At 47.7% G+C, this 21,721-nt stretch carries 18 protein-coding genes; 14 read left to right on the top strand and 4 right to left on the bottom strand.

Going from position 1 to position 21,721, the window contains the following annotated elements; all coding sequences use genetic code 11:
- Nucleotides 1–97: 97 nt before the first annotated feature.
- From MKY95_RS29905 to argH, 4 genes are all read left to right on the top strand, one after another.
- Entirely contained in the window at nt 98–1,351 is a 1,254-nt protein-coding gene (locus MKY95_RS29905) for an aspartate aminotransferase family protein (protein ID WP_169479733.1), read from the top strand.
- Between the two features lie 198 nt (nt 1,352–1,549).
- On the top strand, nt 1,550–2,515 hold the full coding sequence (gene argF, locus MKY95_RS29900; RefSeq protein ID WP_338707146.1) for an ornithine carbamoyltransferase: 966 nt from the start codon (nt 1,550–1,552) through the stop codon (nt 2,513–2,515).
- A 325-nt stretch (nt 2,516–2,840) separates the two neighbouring features.
- Nucleotides 2,841–4,076: an argininosuccinate synthase gene (locus tag MKY95_RS29895; RefSeq protein WP_017692004.1), complete on the top strand. Its 1,236-nt coding sequence runs from the start codon at nt 2,841–2,843 to the stop codon at nt 4,074–4,076.
- A gap of 107 nt (nt 4,077–4,183) precedes the next feature.
- Nucleotides 4,184–5,587, top strand: coding sequence for an argininosuccinate lyase (gene argH / locus MKY95_RS29890; protein ID WP_036612430.1), 1,404 nt, complete (start codon nt 4,184–4,186; stop codon nt 5,585–5,587).
- A gap of 206 nt (nt 5,588–5,793) precedes the next feature.
- Here argH and MKY95_RS29885 read toward each other — a convergent pair whose 3' ends face one another.
- Nucleotides 5,794–6,582, bottom strand: coding sequence for an alpha/beta hydrolase family protein (locus MKY95_RS29885; protein WP_076328756.1), 789 nt, complete (start codon nt 6,580–6,582; stop codon nt 5,794–5,796).
- A gap of 274 nt (nt 6,583–6,856) precedes the next feature.
- On the opposite strand from MKY95_RS29885, the gene MKY95_RS29880 reads away from it, so the two are divergent.
- The 4 genes from MKY95_RS29880 to MKY95_RS29865 all read left to right on the top strand — a co-directional run bounded on the left by MKY95_RS29880 (nt 6,857) and on the right by MKY95_RS29865 (nt 10,567).
- Nucleotides 6,857–7,480, top strand: coding sequence for a YhbD family protein (locus tag MKY95_RS29880; protein ID WP_074096600.1), 624 nt, complete (start codon nt 6,857–6,859; stop codon nt 7,478–7,480).
- 14 nt (nt 7,481–7,494) lie between these two features.
- Nucleotides 7,495–8,223: a polymer-forming cytoskeletal protein gene (locus MKY95_RS29875; RefSeq protein WP_076328757.1), complete on the top strand. Its 729-nt coding sequence runs from the start codon at nt 7,495–7,497 to the stop codon at nt 8,221–8,223.
- A gap of 34 nt (nt 8,224–8,257) precedes the next feature.
- A complete protein-coding gene (locus tag MKY95_RS29870) occupies nt 8,258–8,941 on the top strand; it encodes a hypothetical protein (RefSeq protein ID WP_076328758.1) in 684 nt (227 codons plus the stop codon).
- Nucleotides 8,942–9,013: 72 nt separating this feature from the next.
- A complete protein-coding gene (locus tag MKY95_RS29865; protein ID WP_036667723.1) occupies nt 9,014–10,567 on the top strand; it encodes an MDR family MFS transporter in 1,554 nt (517 codons plus the stop codon).
- A 231-nt stretch (nt 10,568–10,798) separates the two neighbouring features.
- Here the strand turns inward: MKY95_RS29865 and MKY95_RS29860 are convergent, their stop codons facing one another.
- Complete coding sequence (locus MKY95_RS29860; RefSeq protein ID WP_076319185.1) at nt 10,799–12,232, bottom strand: VanW family protein; 1,434 nt, start codon at nt 12,230–12,232, stop codon at nt 10,799–10,801.
- Between the two features lie 254 nt (nt 12,233–12,486).
- Here MKY95_RS29860 and ftsE point away from each other — a divergent pair, with 254 nt between their 5' ends.
- From ftsE to MKY95_RS29835, 5 genes are all read left to right on the top strand, one after another.
- Nucleotides 12,487–13,173 carry a cell division ATP-binding protein FtsE gene (ftsE, locus tag MKY95_RS29855; RefSeq protein ID WP_024631580.1) on the top strand — a complete coding sequence of 229 codons (687 nt, stop codon included), beginning with the start codon at nt 12,487–12,489 and terminating at the stop codon, nt 13,171–13,173.
- On the top strand, nt 13,163–14,080 hold the full coding sequence (gene ftsX / locus MKY95_RS29850; RefSeq protein ID WP_047840643.1) for a permease-like cell division protein FtsX: 918 nt from the start codon (nt 13,163–13,165) through the stop codon (nt 14,078–14,080). The genes ftsE and ftsX overlap by 11 nt, the downstream gene beginning before the upstream one ends.
- A gap of 187 nt (nt 14,081–14,267) precedes the next feature.
- Entirely contained in the window at nt 14,268–15,548 is a 1,281-nt protein-coding gene (locus MKY95_RS29845; RefSeq protein WP_036612408.1) for a M23 family metallopeptidase, read from the top strand.
- A gap of 135 nt (nt 15,549–15,683) precedes the next feature.
- Nucleotides 15,684–17,156 (top strand): S41 family peptidase, encoded by a 1,473-nt coding sequence (locus MKY95_RS29840; RefSeq protein WP_076254092.1) that lies wholly within the window; start codon nt 15,684–15,686, stop codon nt 17,154–17,156.
- Between the two features lie 64 nt (nt 17,157–17,220).
- A complete protein-coding gene (locus MKY95_RS29835; protein WP_076319184.1) occupies nt 17,221–18,549 on the top strand; it encodes a PDZ domain-containing protein in 1,329 nt (442 codons plus the stop codon).
- A 94-nt stretch (nt 18,550–18,643) separates the two neighbouring features.
- Here MKY95_RS29835 and MKY95_RS29830 read toward each other — a convergent pair whose 3' ends face one another.
- Together MKY95_RS29830 and MKY95_RS29825 are read right to left on the bottom strand one after the other, a co-directional pair.
- The gene (locus MKY95_RS29830; protein ID WP_076319183.1) at nt 18,644–19,333 is read right to left on the bottom strand and encodes a response regulator transcription factor; all 690 of its coding nucleotides are present in this window, start codon (nt 19,331–19,333) and stop codon (nt 18,644–18,646) included.
- A gap of 21 nt (nt 19,334–19,354) precedes the next feature.
- Nucleotides 19,355–20,566, bottom strand: coding sequence for a sensor histidine kinase (locus MKY95_RS29825; protein ID WP_076319182.1), 1,212 nt, complete (start codon nt 20,564–20,566; stop codon nt 19,355–19,357).
- Nucleotides 20,567–20,777: 211 nt separating this feature from the next.
- Between MKY95_RS29825 and MKY95_RS29820 the strand changes: the two genes are divergently transcribed.
- On the top strand, nt 20,778–21,713 hold the full coding sequence (locus tag MKY95_RS29820; protein WP_076319181.1) for an ABC transporter ATP-binding protein: 936 nt from the start codon (nt 20,778–20,780) through the stop codon (nt 21,711–21,713).
- The last annotated feature ends 8 nt before the right edge of the window (nt 21,714–21,721 follow it).

The following is a 21,721-nucleotide window of genomic DNA, read 5'->3' as shown; positions in this document are numbered from 1 at the left end:
TACGTTCGGAAGATGGTTCCGCAATCGGAGTGATCTAGTGTAAATAAGAGCTCTTATATAATTGCCGTTGCACCAACCAATAAGGAGTGATAGGGTCATGGCAAAAGGCAACGAACAGCCAGGTTCTGGCACAGCGGTAGCGGGCGCAACAGCAACAGGTGCAGCGGCACAGACGGAAAGCTCGCTTTTCCAAACGTATGCACGTTATCCAATCAGTCTGGTCAAAGGTAAAGGCAGCTGGTTGTGGGATGACCAGGGCAACCGTTATCTCGATTTCATGTGCGGACTCGCTGTAACTAGCCTGGGCCATGCACCGGAGAAAGTTGGAGCCAAGCTGAAAGCTCAGATTGATGAGTTGTGGCATGTGTCCAACCTGTTCCAGATTCCGGGCCAGGAGAAAGCAGCAGCATTGCTGACAGCCAATACATGTGCTGACGCAGTGTTTTTCTGTAACAGTGGAGCCGAAGCGAACGAAGCAGCTATTAAAGTAGCACGTCGTTATCACCAGAAGGTGAAGGGTACAGATCGCTATGAAGTGATCACATTTGCTCAGTCCTTCCATGGACGGACACTCGCTACACTGACAGCAACCGGACAGGATAAGGTGAAAGAAGGATTTTTGCCATTGCCAGCCGGATTTGTAACTGTACCTTTGCATGATATCCCTGCCCTTGAAGCGGCAATTGGACCCAACACAGCAGCTATTATGCTGGAAATGGTTCAGGCCGAGGGTGGTGTATATCCGGTTGAGCCGGAATTCGTCAAACATGTACGGAAATTGTGTGACGAGCATGGGTTGTTGCTCATTGTTGATGAAGTACAGACCGGAATGGGACGTACAGGCAAACTATTCGCACACGAACATTATGGCATTGAGCCAGACGTGTTCACCGTTGCCAAAGGTATCGGCAGTGGTTTCCCTGTAGGCGCAATGCTGGGTAAAGGTTTCCTGCGGGATGCGTTCACGCCAGGTAGCCATGCGACAACATTTGGCGGAACACCACTTGCTTCATCCGTTGTGATAGCAACAATTGAAACGATGCTGGAAGATCGCTTGCCAGAGCGTGCAGCGGAGATGGGTGAATACCTGATGAGCTCCCTGCGGAATCGTTTAGCGGGTAATTCCTTTGTGAAGGAAGTTCGTGGCTTGGGATTGTTGGTCGGCATCGAATGTGCTGAGCCGGTAGGTGATATTGTGCTTGCTGGGCAAAAACGCGGTATTTTGTTCGTCTCTGCAGGACCTAATGTGATTCGTTTGCTTCCAAACCTGTATGTGAGCAAAGAAGAGATTGACGAGGCGGTATCCTTGGTAGCCACATTGATCGAAGAGCACGTAGCGGCGAAAGCCTAACATAAAAATGATAACCTTTCTGTCTCGGGGCCATTCCCGGCCTCGAAGCAGAACGAGATGATGAATCCCTGTAGCCGCGCGGTGAACTTGCAGAAGGCGGAAAAGAATAAACTTGAGAAGCACCAAGACAAAGTGTCAATGTGCTCTCTCTTCTGCCCATGCGGGTGCAGGGAACCGGAAATAAGGAGGACATTATACATGACAGCACAACAGACGGAAAAGATTCAGAAGATTGATCTGAGAGGCCGGGATTTTATCGAATTCACGGACTACACAGCAGAGGAAATTCGTTATCTGCTTGATCTCGCAATTGAGATTAAAGGCAAACAAAAAAGCGGTGTACCTTTTCAACCGTTGAAAGGCAAAACGATCGGACTTATTTTTGAAAAATCATCCACACGTACGCGTGTATCCTTTGAAGTGGGTATGTTCCAATTGGGCGGACACGCGCTCTTCCTGAGCAAAAATGATATCCAGCTGGGTCGCGGGGAAACAACACATGATACAGCCAAAGTATTGTCCCGTTACCTGGACGGCATCATGATCCGTACCTTTGGACACCATAATGTAACTGAACTGGCAGAGCATGCGGATGTTCCAGTTATTAACGGCCTGAGCGATGCAGCGCATCCTTGTCAGGTACTGGCAGACTTCCAAACGGTGCTGGAGCACAAAGGCAAGCTGGCAGGTCTGAAAATGGCCTACATCGGAGATGGCAACAACATGGCACACTCCCTGATGCTCGGTGCAGCGAAGATGGGTATGCATGTTGCTGTAGCAACGCCAGAAGGTTATGAGCCGGATAGCGCAGTTGTGGAGCAGGCACGCATTATCGCACAGGAGAGCGGTTCTGAAGTGACTGTAACCTACAGTGCACAGGAAGCTGCGAAAGATGCAGATATCGTGTATACGGATGTATGGGCGAGCATGGGCTTTGAAGAAGAGCAGAAGATTCGGGAGCAGGCATTTGCGGCATATCAAGTGGACGAGGAACTGATGAAAGGCGCGAAGGCGGACTACATGTTCTTGCATTGTCTGCCAGCACACCGCGGCGAAGAAGTGAGTGCCGGTGTAATTGACGGACCGAACTCCCTGATCTTTGATCAGGCGGAGAATCGCTTGCATGCACAGAAAGCCTTAATGGCTGCATTAATGAGCGAATAGATGCTATTTGCCTTTATGGGTTGATTTTAGGCGCAGATTTCGCGATGATAGATTCATCTATAATGTACTTTAAAAAGTTAATTAAATAAGAAGCATACACAAACACGGAGAGACAGAAAAAGCCTGAAGAAGCGAAGCGTGCACCTGAAAGCTTTTTGAAAGAAAGCTGCATCGGAAGCATAGGCTATCCCCGGATTTTACCCTTTGTCATAAAGGGATGAAAAAAATCTGGGGATAACAGTGATCGGAAGGATTTTCTGGCTCGTAGGATTCAGTGTATGAAGGCTCTGTTTAACTTAACTGATCTTGGGGAGGACCATCGAACATGGCTAAGGAAAAAATTGTACTCGCATATTCAGGCGGGTTGGACACATCTGTAATTTTGAAATGGTTGAAAGAAACATATGATGCAGAGATTATCGCTTTCACAGCGGATATTGGACAAAAGGATGAATTGGACGGTTTGGAGGAAAAAGCACTGGCAACAGGCGCTTCCAAAGTATACATCGACGATCTACGCGATGAATTCGCAAAAGATTTCATTTATCCGATGTTCCAGGCAGGTGCCCTCTATGAAGGACAATACCTGCTTGGCACAAGTATTGCTCGTCCACTGATCGCTAAACGTATGGTGGACATCGCTCGTGCAGAAGGTGCTACAGCCATCGCTCACGGCGCTACAGGTAAAGGAAATGACCAAGTTCGGTTTGAGTTGAACGCGGCTGCACTGACACCAGACATTAACGTAATTGCACCTTGGCGTCTGGAAGAATTCCGTAACCAATTCCCGGGACGTGCCGAGATGATCGCGTACGCTGAGAAACATGGTATTCCGGTAACCGCTTCTGCGGCTAAACCATACTCCACAGACCGTAACTTGCTGCATATCAGCTATGAGAGCGGTGTGCTCGAAGATCCTTGGTTCGATCCAAGCGCGGACGAGAACAAAGACATGTTCCTGCTGAGCAGTGCACCTGAAGATGCACCAGATCAAGCGGAATATGTTGAACTGGAATTCGAACAAGGTGACTGTGTTGCACTGAACGGTGAGCGCTTGAGCCCACTGCAAGTGATGGAGCAACTGAACGAGCTGGGTGGCAAACATGGTATTGGCCGTGTAGATATGGTTGAGAACCGTTTTGTTGGTATGAAGAGCCGTGGCGTATACGAAACACCAGGTGGAACAATCTTGTTCACCGCACATCGCAAAATGGAGTCCATCACGATGGACCGTGAAGTGATGAACCTGCGTGATAGCCTGATCACACGTTACAGCACACTCGTTTACAACGGCTTCTGGTTCGCACCGGAACGTCTGGCGCTGCAAGCACTGGTGACTGAAAGCCAGAAGAACGTTACAGGTACAGTTCGTGTGAAACTGTATAAAGGCAACATCATCGGCGCAGGCGTGAAAAGTCCTGTCAGCCTCTACAATCCGGACATCGCAACGATGGAAGCTGATCCAACGCAAGCCTACGATCAAGGTGATGCAACAGGCTTTATCCGCCTGAATGCACTGCGTTTGAAAGTAAACTCCGGCGTGGAGCAAAACAAAAACTAATTTCAACCTGCATCTATAGAGCTATATCAATATAAATGACAAGGCAGGCCGTTCTTGCACATCTGGCAGGAGCGGCTTTGTCCATGAGCGAAAGGGGAGTACTCACCGTGAGCAAGCTGTGGGGAGGACGTTTTACAAAACAAACCAATCATTTGGTTGAGGAATATACGGCATCGATCAATTTTGACAAGGCTTTGGCTGAGGAAGATATTCAAGGAAGTCTGGCTCATGTAACGATGCTGGGCAAATGCGGCATTCTGCCAGCGGAAGATGTAGAGACCATCAAAGAAGGATTGATCACCGTTCTGCACAAAATCCGTGCGGGCGAAGTGGAATTCTCCGTATCGGATGAAGACATCCACATGAATATTGAGAAAAACCTGATCGAGACGATTGGCCCTGTAGGCGGCAAATTACATACAGGCCGTAGCCGGAATGACCAGGTAGCAACGGATATGCACCTATACCTGCGCGAACGCGTGGTTGGATTTGTAGGCATGCTGCATTCCTTGCAGGAAGCACTGATTGGACAAGCGAAAGATAACCTCGATACGATTGTACCGGGTTATACGCATCTTCAACGGGCACAGCCGATCCTGTTCGCTCATCACCTGATGGCGTATGTATCCATGTTCCAACGGGATGCCGAGCGTCTAATGGACAGCTACAAACGCATTAACATCCTGCCACTGGGCGCAGGTGCGCTCGCGGGCACAACATTCCCGATTGACCGTCATTTTGTGGCGGAACAACTGGGCTTTGATGGGGTTTACGAGAACAGTCTGGACGCAGTAAGCGACCGTGACTTTATCGTTGAGTTCCTGGCAGCCGCTTCGCTGATCATGACTCACTTGTCCCGTCTGAGTGAAGAGTTGGTCCTGTGGAGCAGCACAGAGTTTGGATTCGTTGAACTGGACGATGCGTTCTGTACAGGCAGCAGCATTATGCCTCAGAAGAAAAACCCAGACGTTCCTGAACTCGTTCGTGGTAAAACAGGACGTGTGTACGGTAACCTGATCGGTTTGCTGACAGTACTGAAATCTCTTCCGCTGGCATACAACAAAGACATGCAGGAAGACAAAGAAGGCATGTTTGATACAGTAGCGACGCTGGAGGGTGCACTGCAACTGTTTGCTCCAATGATCGCGACAATGACAGTGAACAAGGATCGCATGCGTCAAGCGGTCAACCAGGATTTCTCCAACGCTACGGATATTGCCGACTTCCTCGTGGGCGAAGGCTTGCCTTTCCGTCAGGCGCATGAAGTGATTGGTAAAACGGTACTGTACTGCATCCAGAACAGCAAGTATTTGCTGGATCTGACGATTGATGAATTCCGTCAGTTCTCACCACTGTTTGATGACCGGATCTATGATGTGCTGCAACCGGAAGCGGTAGTTAACGCTCGTAATGTTTACGGCGGAACTGCTTCGGGTCAAGTCGCTGAAGCGATTGGACGCAGTGAGAAGGTACTGGAGATCACCGAGCAATGGATTACGAACCGCGGTTAATACCACCGCTACTATAAGGTACCCTTACAGATACAACAGTACAACAAAGAAGCAGGCCAGAGAACTTTGTTCTCAACGGCCTGCTTCTTTGTGTTGTACAGCGATGTGCTCTAGATATATTGAACTCAACCGCGAACGGAAGGTAGGTTGTTCTACTATCGGAGTACCAGTTTAGTTAATCGCGGTAGCTCCATTGTAATTCTCCACTAATCGCGCTTTTGTAAAGGCAACCATTTCAATACATCCTGAATCTTGGCATCCCAGTAGCCCCACTCATGTTCACCAGGCCCTTCCTCGTATGTCAGTTCGAAGTTCGTCTGTTCACAGGCTTGACGGAAGGTTTGATTATCCTCATACAGGAAATCTTCCGTTCCGCAGCATTGGTAGAGCAAAGGTCGAGGACTTTCGCTAGATTGGCTTTCTTTTAACAGATGAATCAGATCGTTCTCTGTACCCGCCACCTCTGGTCCGAAAATACGTTGTAACTCCGTCTGTTGCAATGCTGAGGATGCGTTTCTATCCATATGTGCAGACATATCGAGTGCTCCAGACAAACTGGCAGCTGCAGCATATTGATCTGGTTTACGAAGGGCCAGCTTGAACGCCCCATAGCCACCCATGGATAATCCGGCAACGAAATTGTCCTCCCGTTGGTCTGAGAGCGGGAAGAAAGAACGAGCAAGTGCCGGGAGTTCTTCACTGATAAAGCTCCAATAACGTCCGCCTTCTACCATATCTGTATAGAAGCTGCGGTGAACCTGTGGCATAACAACGGCGATCCCGAGGTTGGCCACATAACGTTCGATGGAAGTCCGGCGCAGCCAGATGGAATCATCATCAGACAGACCGTGCAGCAGGTACAGGGTTGGGTGCAGTCCTTTGCCAGTCACATTCTCCATACCGATCTGATTGTGGGTTTGTTGCGGCAGAATGACATGCATGCTGGTGCTAAGCCCGAGCGTATCCGAGTAAAAATCACATTTAATAAGTGCCATGAGTATAAGAAACCCCTTTCATAAGTTCGTTAACCACGTGTTCTGACATGAGACGATGGGATGGAAATCGGATGCCTGAGCCTCCAAAGTGTTTATATGTAACAGGTTATACGCATTACGCTTCCATTGCAATAACAAGATCTACAGTAGAAAACAAAGAATTTCACACCAGTGGTTAAAGTGGAAATCTGTAATCTGATCATTGATTTTTCAATCTGGTTTACAACGTAACAATGTTATGTTACACTCATTTCAATAAAAAGGGGGACCATATATGACGGATGATTTGATCTCCAAGAAAGAATTGTTGGACCTGACAGGAATCTCATACGGCCAGTTATACCGTTGGAAGCGGAAAAATCTCATTCCGGAAGAATGGTTCATTCGGAAGTCGTCCTACACCGGACAAGAGACTTTTTTTCCCAAACAACAGATTTTACTGCGCATTGACAAGATTCTCAATATGAAAGACGGATTATCGCTGGATGAGCTGGCAGACGTGTTTTCACCTACGTTGGGTGAAGTGGAGATGTCTGCAGAGCAATTGTTAGAGCGAAACATTGTTTCACAAATATCGCTGGATCTGTTAAAAGAAGCAGGTCGAGAACAATCGCTGTATGCTTTGGAGCAGATTATGATGCTCTACGTCCTTGATAAGCTGTTAATGAGCGGAGATATTACTCGGCAAGAGGGTGCGTTGCTGATCGAAGTGATGTCCGAACATTATTATCGTTTTACAGGCAAACCCAGCGAACTCGTGCTTATTCGTAAGATGGGTGTTCCTTCATTCATGCTGGTAACAGCAGGAACGGAGTTTTATTTTGACAATGGTGTGAAAGTGGTTCTTAGGCAGCCGATGGGAACATTTATGGAAGAATTAAAACTCAAATTAGGATAAGGAGAGGATCATCTATGGAAGAGCGGAATAAGCGGAATGATCTGAATGTGGCGGGCATAAGTCAAACGGCAGGCGGGAATTTTCACCGTGTATCTATTGATGGCATGGCTAAGGTGAACGGCAACCTGGACTGCACCTCTATGGAAGTGAATGGAACATTGAAGATGCACGGCGCTTTGACCTCCGAGAGTGCAGCGATTAACGGCATGTGCACGTTGAATGGACCTCTGACCAGTTCTCGTGTTCGGGTGGATGGCATGACGACGATTAACGGAGATCTCCATAGCCCTGAACTTGAAGTGAACGGAAAGTGTACCGTACGTGGAAGAGTAGATGGGGAACGAATTGATATTGGCGGTGTGATCGATATTGAAGGGGATGTCCAATGTGAGTCCCTGAATGTACGGGGCAATATTAAGATCAGCGGATTACTGAATGCGGGAACAGTGGAGATCAGGCTGTATACATCTTCTTCGGCTAAAGAGATTGGCGGAGAGCGTATCGATATTCGTCGCAAAGAACAACAGAATGGCTTTTGGAAAAGTATTGGTTTGGGCGGGACCCCTTCATTTAAGACATCCTTAATTGAGGGTGATGAGATTGTGCTGGAAGATACCGAAGCTGACATTGTTCGGGGGAGTAACATTTTTATCGGTCGCGGCTGTAACATCAGACTGGTTGAGTATTCAGGTGAACTTGAGGTAGATCAGGATGCCAAGGTGGGCAGCAGTCAGCGAATTTAAAGTTTGGATATGGAGAGAAAGGGATGGGATCGACATGAATAACAATCCTGGGCGTTCATTGGACAAAAAAATGGATATCAGCATCGTTGGTGATGGCAGTTCTTCTGGTGGCGTGTACGGCAAGATCAAGGTTGTAGGGGACGCGTCCTTTAACGACAATCTATCTTGTGATCGATTCAAATGTACGGGTACATCGGTCATATACGGATCGCTTGAATCCACAGATATTAAAATTACCGGAACCCTGACTCTAAAAGAGCGAGAGACCAGCAACGATGGTGAGGTTGGAATCCAGGCATCTGGCCTGCATACCAAAGCTGAGCATATAAAAGTGGTAGGTGAACTTCATCTGTCAGGGGATTGTCAGGCGGAAAATATCAAGCTGAACGGGCGTTTGACGATAGCGGGAATGCTCAGCGCTGAACACATGACGCTCAAAATCATGGGTCCATCCGAGGTCAAGGAAATGGGTGGTTCCATCATCTCGGTGAAGAGTGGCCGTTTGAATGACTTGTTTACGGGGAATAAATCAATTCTCAAGGCACAGATTATCGAAGGTGATGACATTGAATTAGAGAATACGGAGGCCGAGATTGTCCGTGGCGATAAAATAAAAATTGGTCCTGGCTGCCTGATTGGTACAGTGGAATACCGTTCATCTCTGCAAATTCATCCGCAATCGGAAGTTTTGCTGCAAAGCAATCGGTCCTTGGACTGATTAACGCAGACTTCTTTTCGGATATACTAATGCAGTCATATGAATAGAGCGTGAATGGAGAGATTGAGTACAATGGCTGCACGTAAAAACAGTATTGGATTGGTGCTGGCAGGGTTACTGCTCAGCATACTAATGGCTTCGATGGATAATACCATCGTGGCAACAGCTATGGGGGATATTGTCGGGAAGCTGGGTGGGCTCGACAAGTTCGTCTGGGTTACCTCCGCGTACATGGTGGCTGAGATGGCAGGGATGCCGATCTTCGGTAAGTTATCCGATATGTATGGACGGAAGAAGTTTTTTGTATTTGGTATTATTGTGTTTATGCTTGGCTCAGCGCTGTGCGGAACGGCAACGTCTATTGTGGAATTGACGATGTACAGAGCGATTCAAGGTATTGGCGCGGGGGCCCTGGTACCGATTGCCTTTACGATCATGTTTGATGTCGTTGCACCAGAATCTCGTGGTAAATTGGGTGGATTGTTTGGAGCCGTCTTTGGCCTCTCCAGCGTATTCGGACCTCTGCTCGGTGCTTACATTACCCAGTATGCGACATGGGAATGGGTATTCTATATCAACCTGCCGCTAGGCTTGATTGCATTTGTGTTTATTGCGTTCTTCTATAAAGAATCCCATCAGCATCAATCCCAACAGATCGACTGGCTGGGTGCTGTAACACTGATCGGTGCTGTTGTGTGCCTGATCTTTGGTCTGGAACTGGGTGGCAAAACATTTGCCTGGGATTCGTGGCAGATTCTTGGCTTGTTTGCCGGATTTATAGCATTAGCCCTGCTCTTCCTTTTTGCAGAGACAAAAGCCAAAGAACCAATCATCTCCTTCAGCATGTTCCGCAACCGGGTCTACTGGTCCAGTAACGTTATTGGTATGTTCAGTGGTGCGGCGTTCATTACAGCATCCGTGTACATTCCGATCTTCATACAGGGGGTACTTGGTGGTAAAGCGACCAACTCCGGTCTTGTGCTGCTACCCATGATGCTTGGGTCCGTTGTGACGGCATCCTTGGGCGGGGTGCTGATGACCAAAATCAAGTATCGTAATATCATGATCCCTACGTTAGCTTTACTTGTCATTGGACTTGGATTGCTGACCACACTGGATGAGAATTCTTCCCTTTGGACGATACGTATCTACATGGTGATGGTTGGTCTGGGTGTCGGTGCGTCGTTCTCTGTACTTAGCAATGCAGCCATGAACGCATTTGAACCGCAAAGGCGCGGAGCAGCAAGCTCCACACTTAACTTTTTGCGGTCCCTCGGCATGACGATGGGCATTACGATCTTTGGTATCGTACAGAGCCAGGTATTTACGCGTAAAATGAACGATGCTCTCGCTGGTTCAGCTGCGGAAGCAGGCGGTGCTTCAGCGGGTGGCGTGCCGCAGGGAGTGGACCTGACCGATCCGCATGCGTTACTCTCACCAGAACTCAGACAGGCGATTCCGCCTCAGGTGCTGGATACCATCACACATGCCTTGTCTTCTTCCATCGTGCAGTTATTTGCCTGGGCTGTCATTCCGGCTGCACTCGCGTTGGTCGCTTCCTTCTTCATGGGAAGAGAGAAGATGGTTGTAGGCGAAGAGCAAGGCGAATACACCGGCGGTCACTAAACCGTAATGCAGTAAACCGTAAGTTACGGTAGTAAAGCTAATCTCAGCTTGGTAAAACTCGAATAACTTTTCTTGAAAATGTAGAGACACACTTCTCGCTTATCCCCAAAAGGGACGTGAAGTGTGTCTTTTTGTTTTCGTGTGATCAGCTTATGTTTATCCATGAATTACGGCAGGACCTTGTTTGTACCATTCCGTGATCTGTAAGTTGTCGGTTGCTTTGAAAAAAAATTAAGGCTGTTTCGTATCGCTAATCCCGTCCTCGACCACAGAAGGCCCTTGTGGGTCAGGCAGGCTGCTATGACCGGAGCGGGCAATCAGGCGATTCTGAGCTTTGTACGTGTCCCTTGTAATCGTTTTGGATTCGACCACTTTACCGTCCAGCCTCTTGGTTCTTACCGTCTCCACAATATATCCAGGCTGTCCGTCTTGCAGCACCTGCTGTGCACCATCAGGCAGTACCGTACTGGACACATACTTTACCGGAACACTTAATGTTTCAATGGTGCGAGATTCAAGTGCATAGCTGACATTCTCGGGGAAGGTGCCGAAAAATTTCACCATCAATTGGTGATTCTTCACCTCTGCATGAATGAGTAAGGATTTTCCAGTATTATTCTTGAAGCGAAAATTGATGGCTCCCGAGGCAAAGGTGGCATCCAGTCCTTTGGGCAAATATTTGACCGGCAGGGAATGGTTGCGGCGCTCAATAATATCAAGACCCGTCAACAGCGCTGCATTATACACCGTACTGGATACCTGGCAGATTCCCCCGCCAATTCCGGGGGTGAGTCTTCCATTAACAATGACCGGGGCCTCACGAAACCCATACTCCTTTTCAGCTTGACGGACGACCTTCTCATAATCAAATGTGGCATCTGGTGGCAAGATCATGCCGTTAATCGCTTCCGCTGCTGCACTGACATTATGTATCCGGCCTTCACTACTATTGCCCAGACCCGTGGAGAACTGGATGATCTTTCGGTCAATGCCTTCCCGGCGCAGCGAATCAAGAGTTACTTCGGGTTTCAGCGTATACAGTGGTACCTGGATCAGCAATGGGGCGGGTTTCTCATCCCGGTTCAGTACACTGAAATCCCTGTGCAGCTTCGTCTGAATGATACTTGTGAGTGTATCCCAATCAATGCGGCGGACGCCCTTTTCCGGGATATACTGGACTTTGTCACTTGTGGTAATGCGGCGAACAGCGTCCGCAGGTGTACCAAAGGTTTCTTTTTCCCAGGCAGGGCTGAGATGTCCTTGGAGTGGTCTTGAGTTATAGGTCATATCGAGAGAGAACTCTTTCGGAAAATGATAACGTGCATAAGCGCGTTCCCACAGGTTACCTTCCTCCAGCTGCTGTATTGCGGACTCCAAGCTGTTAACGTTGTAACTCACCCCCACCTGAGCTGCGGTATACGACATCGTCTGGGGGTTGGGTTCAGTCACTTCAAAGGTGACAGGCCAGTCCTCCAGCTTTTGGATCTGTTCATCCAATTCATGCAATACGTTCTTACGATTCTTCCCCTCCACCAGCATCTCGCCAACATGAACGTTTTTGGGCAGGGCAGGTTGATTCACGTACATGTACAACAATCCATAAGACGCGGAGCCGATCAAGAGGATGGAGAATAGAACAATGACCGTCAAATGTATTTTTTTCATAACCGTACGCTCCTTTATACTTCGGTTGTTCCCGACTTTGTAACACTTTCTATATATATGATCCAATGCAGGAAAACTTTCGGGTACTCAATAGGTAACAAATTTGTTACAATAAACTTCATATGCATCCATGCTTCACCATTGAAACAGGAACGAAGTGGATTTTTCCCTGATGAAATTCAGGTCTTTTTAAAGGAAATGCCGGGATTGTGTCGAAATGATAATGGCTAACTATGCGAGCAGGAAGTGATGATGTGATAGAAATGCAGGACGTGTGGAAGACCTACGCCAATGGGACCCACGCATTACAAGGGGTGTCGGTGAAGATCGACCGCAATGAATTTGTTTATATCGTCGGTCCGTCCGGAGCAGGTAAATCGACATTTATGAAATTGATGTACAGAGAAGAAGTTCCGACCAAAGGACAAATATCCATTAACGGATTTAATATTGGTAAGTTGAAGCCAAGAAAGATTCCTTATGTGCGTCGTAACATCGGCGTTGTGTTCCAGGATTTTCGTCTGTTGCCACGGATGACAGCATTTGAGAATGTGGCATTTGCGATGGAAGTTATTGAAGCGCCGAAGCGTCATATCAAAAAACGGGTGATGGAAGTGCTCGACTTGGTGGGACTGCGGAGTAAGGCAAATCGTGAACCTTCACAGCTCTCGGGTGGAGAACAGCAGCGTATTGCTATTGCACGGGCTATCGTCAATAACCCGTCGGTTATTATCGCGGATGAACCTACAGGTAACCTCGATCCGGAGACGTCGTGGGGCATTATGCAACTGCTGGATGAGATTAATTTCCGGGGAACAACCATTGTTATGGCAACCCACAACAAAGATATCGTGAATACGATGCGTAAACGGGTAATCGCGATTGAACGTGGACAGATTGTACGGGATCAGATGAGAGGGGAATACGGTTATGAATTTTAGTACTCTCTTGCGCCATCTGCGGGAGGGATTCAAAAACGTATTCCGCAACGGCTGGATGTCCGTGGCCTCCATCATGTCCATCATTGTGTCGCTATTGATTCTTGGTGTGTTTATGTTACTGGTGCTCAATGTGAACTCCATGGCGAATCAGGTTGATAGCCAAGTGGAGATCAGCACGTTCCTCGAACTGAATGTGGACGAGAACCTGCGTAACACACTGGAGAAAGAAATCAGCGCGATGCCTGAAGTAAGTGAGATTCGTTTTGTTTCCAAGGAAGAAGGACTCAAGGAGTTCCGTGAGCGTCTTGGAGAGAGTGCAGATAACGTGCTTAGCGGTTTCGATGTGGACAACAACCCACTGCCGGAGACCATTGAAGTTGAGGTCATTGAACCGGAAACCGTCACTTTTGTGGCGCAAAAAATCGAAGCTTTGAACGAAAAACACCCGGAGAAGCCGATCATGAAAGTGAATTACGGCAAGGAAACGGTGGAAGTGTTGTTCAAATTTACGAAGCTTGTTCGTAATATCGGATTTATTTTTGTCGGGGGACTGGGTCTCATGTCCATGTTCCTGATCTCGAATACGATTCGCGTAACGATTCTGGCACGTCGCCGGGAGATCGGAATTATGAAGCTGGTTGGCGCAACAAATACCTTTATTCGCTGGCCTTTCTTTATTGAAGGTGCACTCATTGGATTTATTGGCTCGGTCATTACGGTTGGTGTGTTGTTTGTTGGGTACAGCCAGTTGATGAAGACGATTGGTCAGGATGTCTTCATGCAGATGCTTAACTTGATTCCGCTCGGCGAAATCTGGGGGCTGTTTGGAACACTGTTGATCGGACTTGGTGTGCTGGTAGGTATTTTGGGAAGTACACTGTCCATTCGGAAATCACTCAACGTTTAATTTTGTTTTCAACGATCGAATTGCAGAATATGTCGAAAAGAATGGTAAAGCAGGTTCATTAATGGACGCTGTTTGACGATATGTAGGAAAGACGGAGTCTTTTAAGATTGAAGAAAGCAAAGAACATGCTGTTCACCACCTGTGCAGGTTGCTTTCTTGTGAAATCATAGGATGGGGGATCATCATTTTGAAAAAAACCGCTTCGCTGCTGGCCTTTACGTTATTGGCCAGTTTGACGCTTCAACCTTCTGACGGATATGCCAAGAGTAGCATCAGCGATATTGACCAACAGATTCAGCAACTGGAGAGCAAGGCGGCTTCTGCCAAGCAGGAGCAAAAAAAAGCGGCTTCCAACAAAAAGGAAGCACAGCATTACAAGAACAAAACCAACGCTTATCTGAAGGTTGTTATGGAACAGATCAATGTCGTTAGTGATGAACTGGCGAGTGTATCCTTGCAGATCGAGAACACGGAGGAAGATCTTCGTACAACGAAAAAAGATCTGCAAGCGGCAGAAGAACGCATTGTTGCAAGGGAAAAATTGTTGGAGTCACGCGTGCGCCTGATGTATACGGACGGTGCTGTATCCTATCTGGATGTATTGTTGTCCTCTACTAGCTTCACTGACTTCCTGACCCGTGCGGATTCACTCAAAACGATTGTGGATCAGGATCAGCATCTGCTGGATGAGCACAAAGCGGACAAGCAACTTGTCGTGGACAAAAAGGCAGAATTGGATGTGCAATATGCGGAAGCCAAGAGCCTGTATGCACAGAAGAAACAGCGTAAGTCCCAATTGAATGAAAAAGAAGCGGAAAAGCAAGTGCTTCTCGCTTCATATGATGCTAAAATTGAAGAGTCAGAAGAGCTGACACAAGAGCAGGAAGATGTATTAATGCAGATTGCCAGCAAACGTTCGGCACTTCTTCAAGAGAAAAATAAATTGCGTGAACAGCAGGCGGCTGCCGCAGCCAAAGCAAAAGCCGCAGCAGCGGCTCGGGCGAAAGCTGCAGCCAAGGCGCCTACTAGAGTGAGTTCGGATAGTAGCAGTGAGGTCACGTATTCATCCGGTAATGGTATCTTCTCAAGACCGGTATCTGGAGGACGTATTTCTTCTGGATTCGGCCCCCGTACCCATCCGATTACGGGCGTAGTGGGTAAAATGCATGCCGGTGTCGATTTTGCTGTTCCTCAGGGAACTTCGGTTCATGCTGCTTCTGGCGGAATCGTGATCATGGCTGAATGGTATAGCGGTTATGGTTATACGGTTATTGTGGACCACGGCGGTGGACTATGGACGTTATATGGTCACTTGCGCGAAGGTGGATTCAAAGTCAGCAAGGGAGATACAGTAAGCAAAGGGGATACCATTGCGGAGTCAGGAAATACAGGGAACTCTACTGGACCTCACTTGCACTTTGAAGTGAGAGACAACGGTACCGCTGTAAATCCGATGAACTATTTGTAATTATTGCTCCATCGTTCGAATGGAAAAAACATATTCCGTACAAGCTAGACATATACTAAGCTGGCATGTTTAGGGAATGGATTCTGGCAACAATGGAATCTGACACGCTTCAAAACTAAAGGCGGTGACAAACGGATGATGAAGAAAAGATCGGCGCTACTGCTTGTCATTGTGGGTCTCCTTGGCGGTAGTTTACTAACCCTGGTATTAATGACGTATCCGGGAATAGCGAGCCAGGCCACACCGGGCGAAGGTTTGCTGGCCAGTGTAACCGGTAATACACAGCAGAAGAACGATTTGAAGAAGATTGAAACCGCGATGGATTTGATCTCAAGCAACTATTATAAAGATGTGGATCAGACCAAATTGATTGACGGTGCGATCAACGGCATGATGGAATCCCTTGGTGATCCGTACTCCAACTATATGGGGCAGGAAACAGCTGCTCAGTTTGAAGAGTCGATCGAAGGTTCATTTACCGGTATTGGCGCAGAGGTATCCTCACAGGATGGAAACGTTGTTGTTGTTTCCCCAATCAAAGGATCTCCTGCCGAGAAAGCGGGTATTCGTGCAAAAGACATGATTATGTCGGTCAACGGCGAATCCTTGCAAGGTTTGGAACTGAACAAGGCTGTTAACAAAATCAGAGGTCCCAAGGGCAGTGAAGCGAAGGTACAAGTTAAACGTGCTGGATCTTCCGAGCTGATTGATTTTGTGATTGTACGTGATGATATTGATCTGGAGACCGTATATGCTCACATGGAGGATGGCGGAATTGGCGTTATTGCCATTACTCAATTCTCTTTGAATACAGGTGATCGCTTCAAGGAAGAGTTGGCGAAGCTTGAGAAGCAGAACATGAAAGGTCTGGTCATCGACGTACGGAATGACCCAGGCGGTGTATTGCAAGTTGTTATTGATATTGCTGAACAGTTTGTTCCTAAAGGCAAGGTTATTGTGCAAGTTGAAGACAAGAACGGCAAAAAGGAACAAAGCAAGTCCAATGGATCAGCCAAAGCTTACCCAGTCACAGTCCTGATGAACAAAGGCAGTGCGAGTGCGTCGGAGATTTTGGCCGGTGCATTACAACAATCAGCAGGTGCTAAGTTGATTGGTGAAAACTCCTTTGGTAAAGGAACCGTACAGACGAGTTATGACAAGCAGATGGGTGACGGCAGCTTGCTGAAGATCACCATTGCCAAGTGGCTCACTCCGAACGGAGACTGGATTCATGAAAAAGGAATCAAACCGGATATTGCGGTAGACCAGCCGGATTATTTCTCGGTGGCACCGATTAACAAAGAGAAGTTACCACTGAAATATGACAGCAATAGCTCGGATGTGAAAAGTGCGCAGACGATGCTGAGAGGACTCGATTTCAAACCGGATCGTGTGGATGGATACTACGACCAGAAGACGGAAGAAGCGGTCAAGGCATTCCAGAAGCAAAAAGGCATTCAGGCTACAGGCCAGATTGACGAGAAAACCGCTGAATCACTGGAAGCGGCTCTGATTGAACGTATTGCTAATCCTCAATATGATGCACAGCTGAAACGCGCGATCGAAAATGTCTCGAAGGATATTTCGTCCGCTGTGTCGAAGCCATAAAGAAGGCTGATTTTCAGCCTTCTTTTTTTCTGAACCGGCTGAAAGAGAGGGGTGACCGACCACAATGGAATGGGTATGGCCGTGGTTAACTACATTAGGGGAAGCTTTGTTGCAGTTGTTTATTCAGCCGTTTTATTATATTGCGGTGATCCTGATTGCGCTGATCTATCATCGTCAATTACTGCAGGAGCGTAAATTGTTCCATGTTCGTTTGCAAAGCTCGATAACACAGACGATTCGGGCGGTGCTCGGAGGCATACTCATTGGTACCATCGTCTCGATTGTGTCCCTATTCCTCGGTGCACATCTTACACTGGGAAGCCTGATATGCATATGGGCTGCAACATTAATTCTATCCTTATTCCGTATCCGGTATCTGTGCTTTGCTTATGCGGCCGGGTTACTGGGTGTGTTGCAATTTGGTTTGAATCTGGCTTCAGGTTGGCAACCATCGGGTTGGATGGGCACTATCACGGAAACGCTACGTACCCTGGATATGCCTGCACTGCTTGTCCTGGCTGCCCTTCTACATATGGGTGAAGCCTTGTTGGTACGCATGCAGGGGGTATCGATGGCATCACCACTTCTCTTCGAGGGAAAACGCGGGAAACTGGTTGGGGGATATCAACTGCAGCAGTTCTGGGCCATTCCTCTACTGATTCTTGTTCCAGTCACAGGAGGTGGCGCGGAGCTGGCATGGAATCCACTGATGAATGCAGGTCATAGTTACATGCTGGTTGCGTTGCCGATTATGCTCGGATTTGGTGAGATAACGCAGAGTATGCTTCCGGGACAAAAGGTACAGATCTCATCCAAGCGGTTGATGATATACGGGGCAACTTTGCTTGTGTTCAGTTTGCTTGCTGCATGGTGGTCTCCACTCATGGTGGTTGCTGCGCTGATTGCATTTATTGGACATGAATTTCTGGTATGGTACAGCGCGTTTGAAGAGCAAAACCGCAGTCCGGTATTTGTCCATCCGCAGCATGGGTTGAAGGTATTGGCTGTTATTCCGGAGAGTCCTGCTGCAGATTTGGGGATTGAAGCAGGTGAGACATTGTACAAGGTGAATGGTAAGTTGGTTCATTCACCGGAAGAGTTACATCGTGCCCTGCGGATGAACCCGGCTTTTTGCAAACTAGAGGTTCGCAATCACCAGGGTGAAAGCAAGTTCATGCAACGAGCGATCTATGAAGGGGAGCATCATCAGCTTGGGGTCATTATGGCACCGGACAATCACGAGGTTTGGGCGATTCGGTTACGTCCACTGACGTTGTTCCATATCATCAACCTCAAATTGTTTGCCCGTCTGAAAAAACCACAAAGGGACGAAGCTCTCTTGGCGTTACCGCCAGCCCCTGTGGGCAGTGATAAAGGGTCCATAGAGATGTAACAACTAAGCATACGTGATGAAGTATGTTGCATAAATCAAGCAATGAAAAAGGTATTTCCGAGCGCCGTCACAGGCAAGGGAAATACCTTTTTTGTTACTGTTTTAACATAAAGATGGCGATTTGGGTCCGATCACGCAAGCTCAACTTACCGAGAATATCCGTGACATAGTTTTTGACGGTGCCTTCACTGAGGAACAGTTTGGCGGCAATTTCCTTATTGGACAACCCCTCCGATATGGCCTCGGCAACCGCCAGCTCCATACGAGTCAGTCCATAGGCTTCGATTGGGTTCTGTGTCAGGGGAATCGCAGCAGGACGAAGAAGGCCTGCCAATTTGCGGGCTATATCCGGATGGATTAACATATCGCCGTTATGTACGGTCTTGATGCCTTGAATTATCCGTTCGGGGGGGACGTTTTTGAGCAAATAACCGCTTGCTCCATTCTGTAATGCTTGAATAATATACTCATCGTCGTCAAAAGTAGTTAGCATGAGCACCTGGATTTCAGGAAAACGTGACTTGATGCGTTTGGTACCTTCAACTCCGTCACATTCCGGCATCCGAATATCCATTAAAACCACGTCCGCAGACGTCCCTGATTCAAGCAATTCCAACGCTTCCTGCCCATTTGAGGCCGTGCCTGTAACGAAAATGCCAGAGTCCAGTCCAAGCAACACTTTCAGGCTCTCACGAATGAAGTAATCATCGTCTGCGAGAATCAGCCGAATAAGTGGGAGCTGGCCTGAATCATTCTTGTTGTTCACATCATTACGTTCGGACATGAGAATATTCACTTCCTTTTTTCAGAGTATATCCATCTGGTTCGTTATTGGAATGCGTGTAATCACTGTATACGGATAAGCCGATTGAATCTCCAGGACTCCTCCCACCATTTGTGTGCGCAGAAGCATCCCTTCCTGTCCTATGCCGTTTCGCTTGGAAGAATGAGGATTGATTTTGCCATCATTACTTACACTCATACGGACTTCCTGATCCCCAAATACCAGCTCTACTGTGATTGAAGAAGCATTTCCGTGTCGCAGGGCATTGGTCAAGGCTTCTTTGGCATTTTTGAACAAAACAATTTGTATGCTGGGATACAGCACATGGGATGGGCCATGAACTTCATAATTTGTCTTCACGCCGGTATCTCTGCCCACTTCCTCTAGGAGACGATCCAGGGCGTAGGCTTCGGATGCATAGGAATTAGGTTGCAGTTTGTGTAGTGTGCTGCGCATATCATCCATACTATCGGCCAATTGATCGCGAATCTGTCTCACCATTTCCGTTCCTTGTTCCATATTCAGGGGAAGGGTCAGCAGGGCGGCTTCCGACATCATTTTGGTGCGGATCAGTCGATGCCCGATATCATCATGAAGCTGTCTGGAGATACGGGTACGTTCCTCTGCCTGAGCCACTCCTTCAAGTTGCTTTGTAAATAACAGCAGCTGCGCACGAGTTTCTTGTAGCTCGTAATGTTTGCTGCGAAGTTCGTCATAGACTTGTTCCAGTTGTCCGCGGCTGCTCGCCGTTCTTGATCCCTGCCAGGACAGAGCCGCTGTGATGAGCAGAAGCAGGTTGCCAAGAACCATCGCAGTTGTCTCTGGGGAGAGTAATGTAGTGGCGGTTGTATTTAGTGTGGTTAACCCTGGCTGCGGTGCCTGTGGGTCAAAATAATGCCAATGCAAAGCGAGATTGTTAGCGACAAGCTGAATTGCAAACATCAACCATCTGCGACTTCCCTCCAGTCTGTATATATACACGTAGAGCACGGATAGAGAGAGGAAAAACATAAATGGTCCATACGAAGCAATCAGCCAGCAGCTCCAGAGTATTTCGGCCAGAAGCAACAGCCATTGCTGTGTACTTGAACGGTTAAAATCTTTCCACACGGAGAGTCCAAGCGCAATGATGATATACAGGGTGTAGACGGCTTCGTTTTCCAAGGGCAGCATCAATAGGTACAGTACTGCTGGAACGATAATTAATCCGTATTGCAGAAACCGCATCGGCATATGGTTGTGACATCCTTTATATAAAAAGTGGAGTAGAAAATCTCTTGGTAATGCGCCCTTGATTATACCATAAGCAACATTCGAATCAGGAGATGACTTAAGTCACCTTCGATTCATGACTTTTTGTACCTTCGCTACAGATTGCGATCCGTTACAATAAAATTATGAAATCCAGCGGCGAAGGCCGAAACGGAAAAGGGGCGTAAAAGGGATGGGCATACTTGAAGTAGATCATGTAGTAAAACGATACGGCAGCAAGCTGTCCGTGGATCATTTGAACCTTAGTGTTGGCAAAGGCGAGATTTTTGGATTGCTTGGTCCCAATGGAGCAGGAAAAAGTACCACCATTAGCATGATTGCAGGGCTCCTTAATATGGATCAGGGTGAGATCAGATTAGATGGGATCTCGGTCAAGGAGCGACCGCTTGAAGTAAAGCGCAAGATCGGACTCGTTCCGCAGGATCTGGCTTTATACGAAACCATGTCTGCTGCGGAGAATGTGACCTTTTTTGCCAGACTGTATGGACTGCGTGGAAAATTGCTTAAGGAAAGAGTGCAGGAGTCCCTTGAATTTGTAGGGTTGCAGGATAAAGCAAAAGATGCCCCCTCGACTTTCTCTGGCGGTATGAAACGCAGGTTAAACATCGCATGTGCGATTACACATCGCCCGGATCTCATTATTATGGATGAACCTACAGTTGGGATTGATCCGCAATCTCGGAATCATATTCTTGAATCGGTACGGACACTCAACAAGATGGGTTCAACGATCATATATACAAGTCATTACATGGAGGAAGTGGCGGCGATTAGTCACCGGGTTGCGATTATGGATCAGGGACGAATCATTGCCTATGGGACTGAAGCAGAGCTGAGAGAACGGGTAGCATCGGAGGAAAAAGTAGTGCTTTCCACTTCCGGTATCGGTCCCGACGTCGTGGAAGAACTGAAACTTCACCCCCGCGTACGGATGGTAGACGTTTCAGAGAATACACTGACCATTACGCTGCCTTCGGCACAGCAGGATCTGCAGGATCTGCTCTTCATTTGCAGCAAACATGAAGTAGCCATTCAGTCGCTCAAGGTCGAAGAGCCAGATCTGGAAACATTGTTCCTCAATCTGACCGGGCGTACGCTTCGGGACTAGGGGGAACA

The sequence above is a fragment of the Paenibacillus sp. FSL P4-0176 genome, from assembly GCF_037975265.1.
Classification (GTDB): domain Bacteria; phylum Bacillota; class Bacilli; order Paenibacillales; family Paenibacillaceae; genus Paenibacillus; species Paenibacillus amylolyticus.
Note: the sequence above shows the minus strand (reverse complement) of the source record. Positions and strands in the feature narration are given on the sequence as shown.

Coding starts and splice junctions, on each gene's coding strand:
- MKY95_RS29905 (WP_169479733.1), top strand. CDS start 98: ATGGCAAAAGGCAACGAACAGCCAGGTTCTGGCACAGCGGTAGCGGGC.
- argF (WP_338707146.1), top strand. CDS start 1,550: ATGACAGCACAACAGACGGAAAAGATTCAGAAGATTGATCTGAGAGGC.
- MKY95_RS29895 (WP_017692004.1), top strand. CDS start 2,841: ATGGCTAAGGAAAAAATTGTACTCGCATATTCAGGCGGGTTGGACACA.
- MKY95_RS29885 (WP_076328756.1), bottom strand. CDS start 6,582: ATGGCACTTATTAAATGTGATTTTTACTCGGATACGCTCGGGCTTAGC.
- MKY95_RS29880 (WP_074096600.1), top strand. CDS start 6,857: ATGACGGATGATTTGATCTCCAAGAAAGAATTGTTGGACCTGACAGGA.
- MKY95_RS29875 (WP_076328757.1), top strand. CDS start 7,495: ATGGAAGAGCGGAATAAGCGGAATGATCTGAATGTGGCGGGCATAAGT.
- MKY95_RS29870 (WP_076328758.1), top strand. CDS start 8,258: ATGAATAACAATCCTGGGCGTTCATTGGACAAAAAAATGGATATCAGC.
- MKY95_RS29865 (WP_036667723.1), top strand. CDS start 9,014: ATGGCTGCACGTAAAAACAGTATTGGATTGGTGCTGGCAGGGTTACTG.
- MKY95_RS29860 (WP_076319185.1), bottom strand. CDS start 12,232: ATGAAAAAAATACATTTGACGGTCATTGTTCTATTCTCCATCCTCTTG.
- ftsX (WP_047840643.1), top strand. CDS start 13,163: ATGAATTTTAGTACTCTCTTGCGCCATCTGCGGGAGGGATTCAAAAAC.
- MKY95_RS29840 (WP_076254092.1), top strand. CDS start 15,684: ATGATGAAGAAAAGATCGGCGCTACTGCTTGTCATTGTGGGTCTCCTT.
- MKY95_RS29835 (WP_076319184.1), top strand. CDS start 17,221: ATGGAATGGGTATGGCCGTGGTTAACTACATTAGGGGAAGCTTTGTTG.
- MKY95_RS29830 (WP_076319183.1), bottom strand. CDS start 19,333: ATGTCCGAACGTAATGATGTGAACAACAAGAATGATTCAGGCCAGCTC.
- MKY95_RS29825 (WP_076319182.1), bottom strand. CDS start 20,566: ATGCCGATGCGGTTTCTGCAATACGGATTAATTATCGTTCCAGCAGTA.
- MKY95_RS29820 (WP_076319181.1), top strand. CDS start 20,778: ATGGGCATACTTGAAGTAGATCATGTAGTAAAACGATACGGCAGCAAG.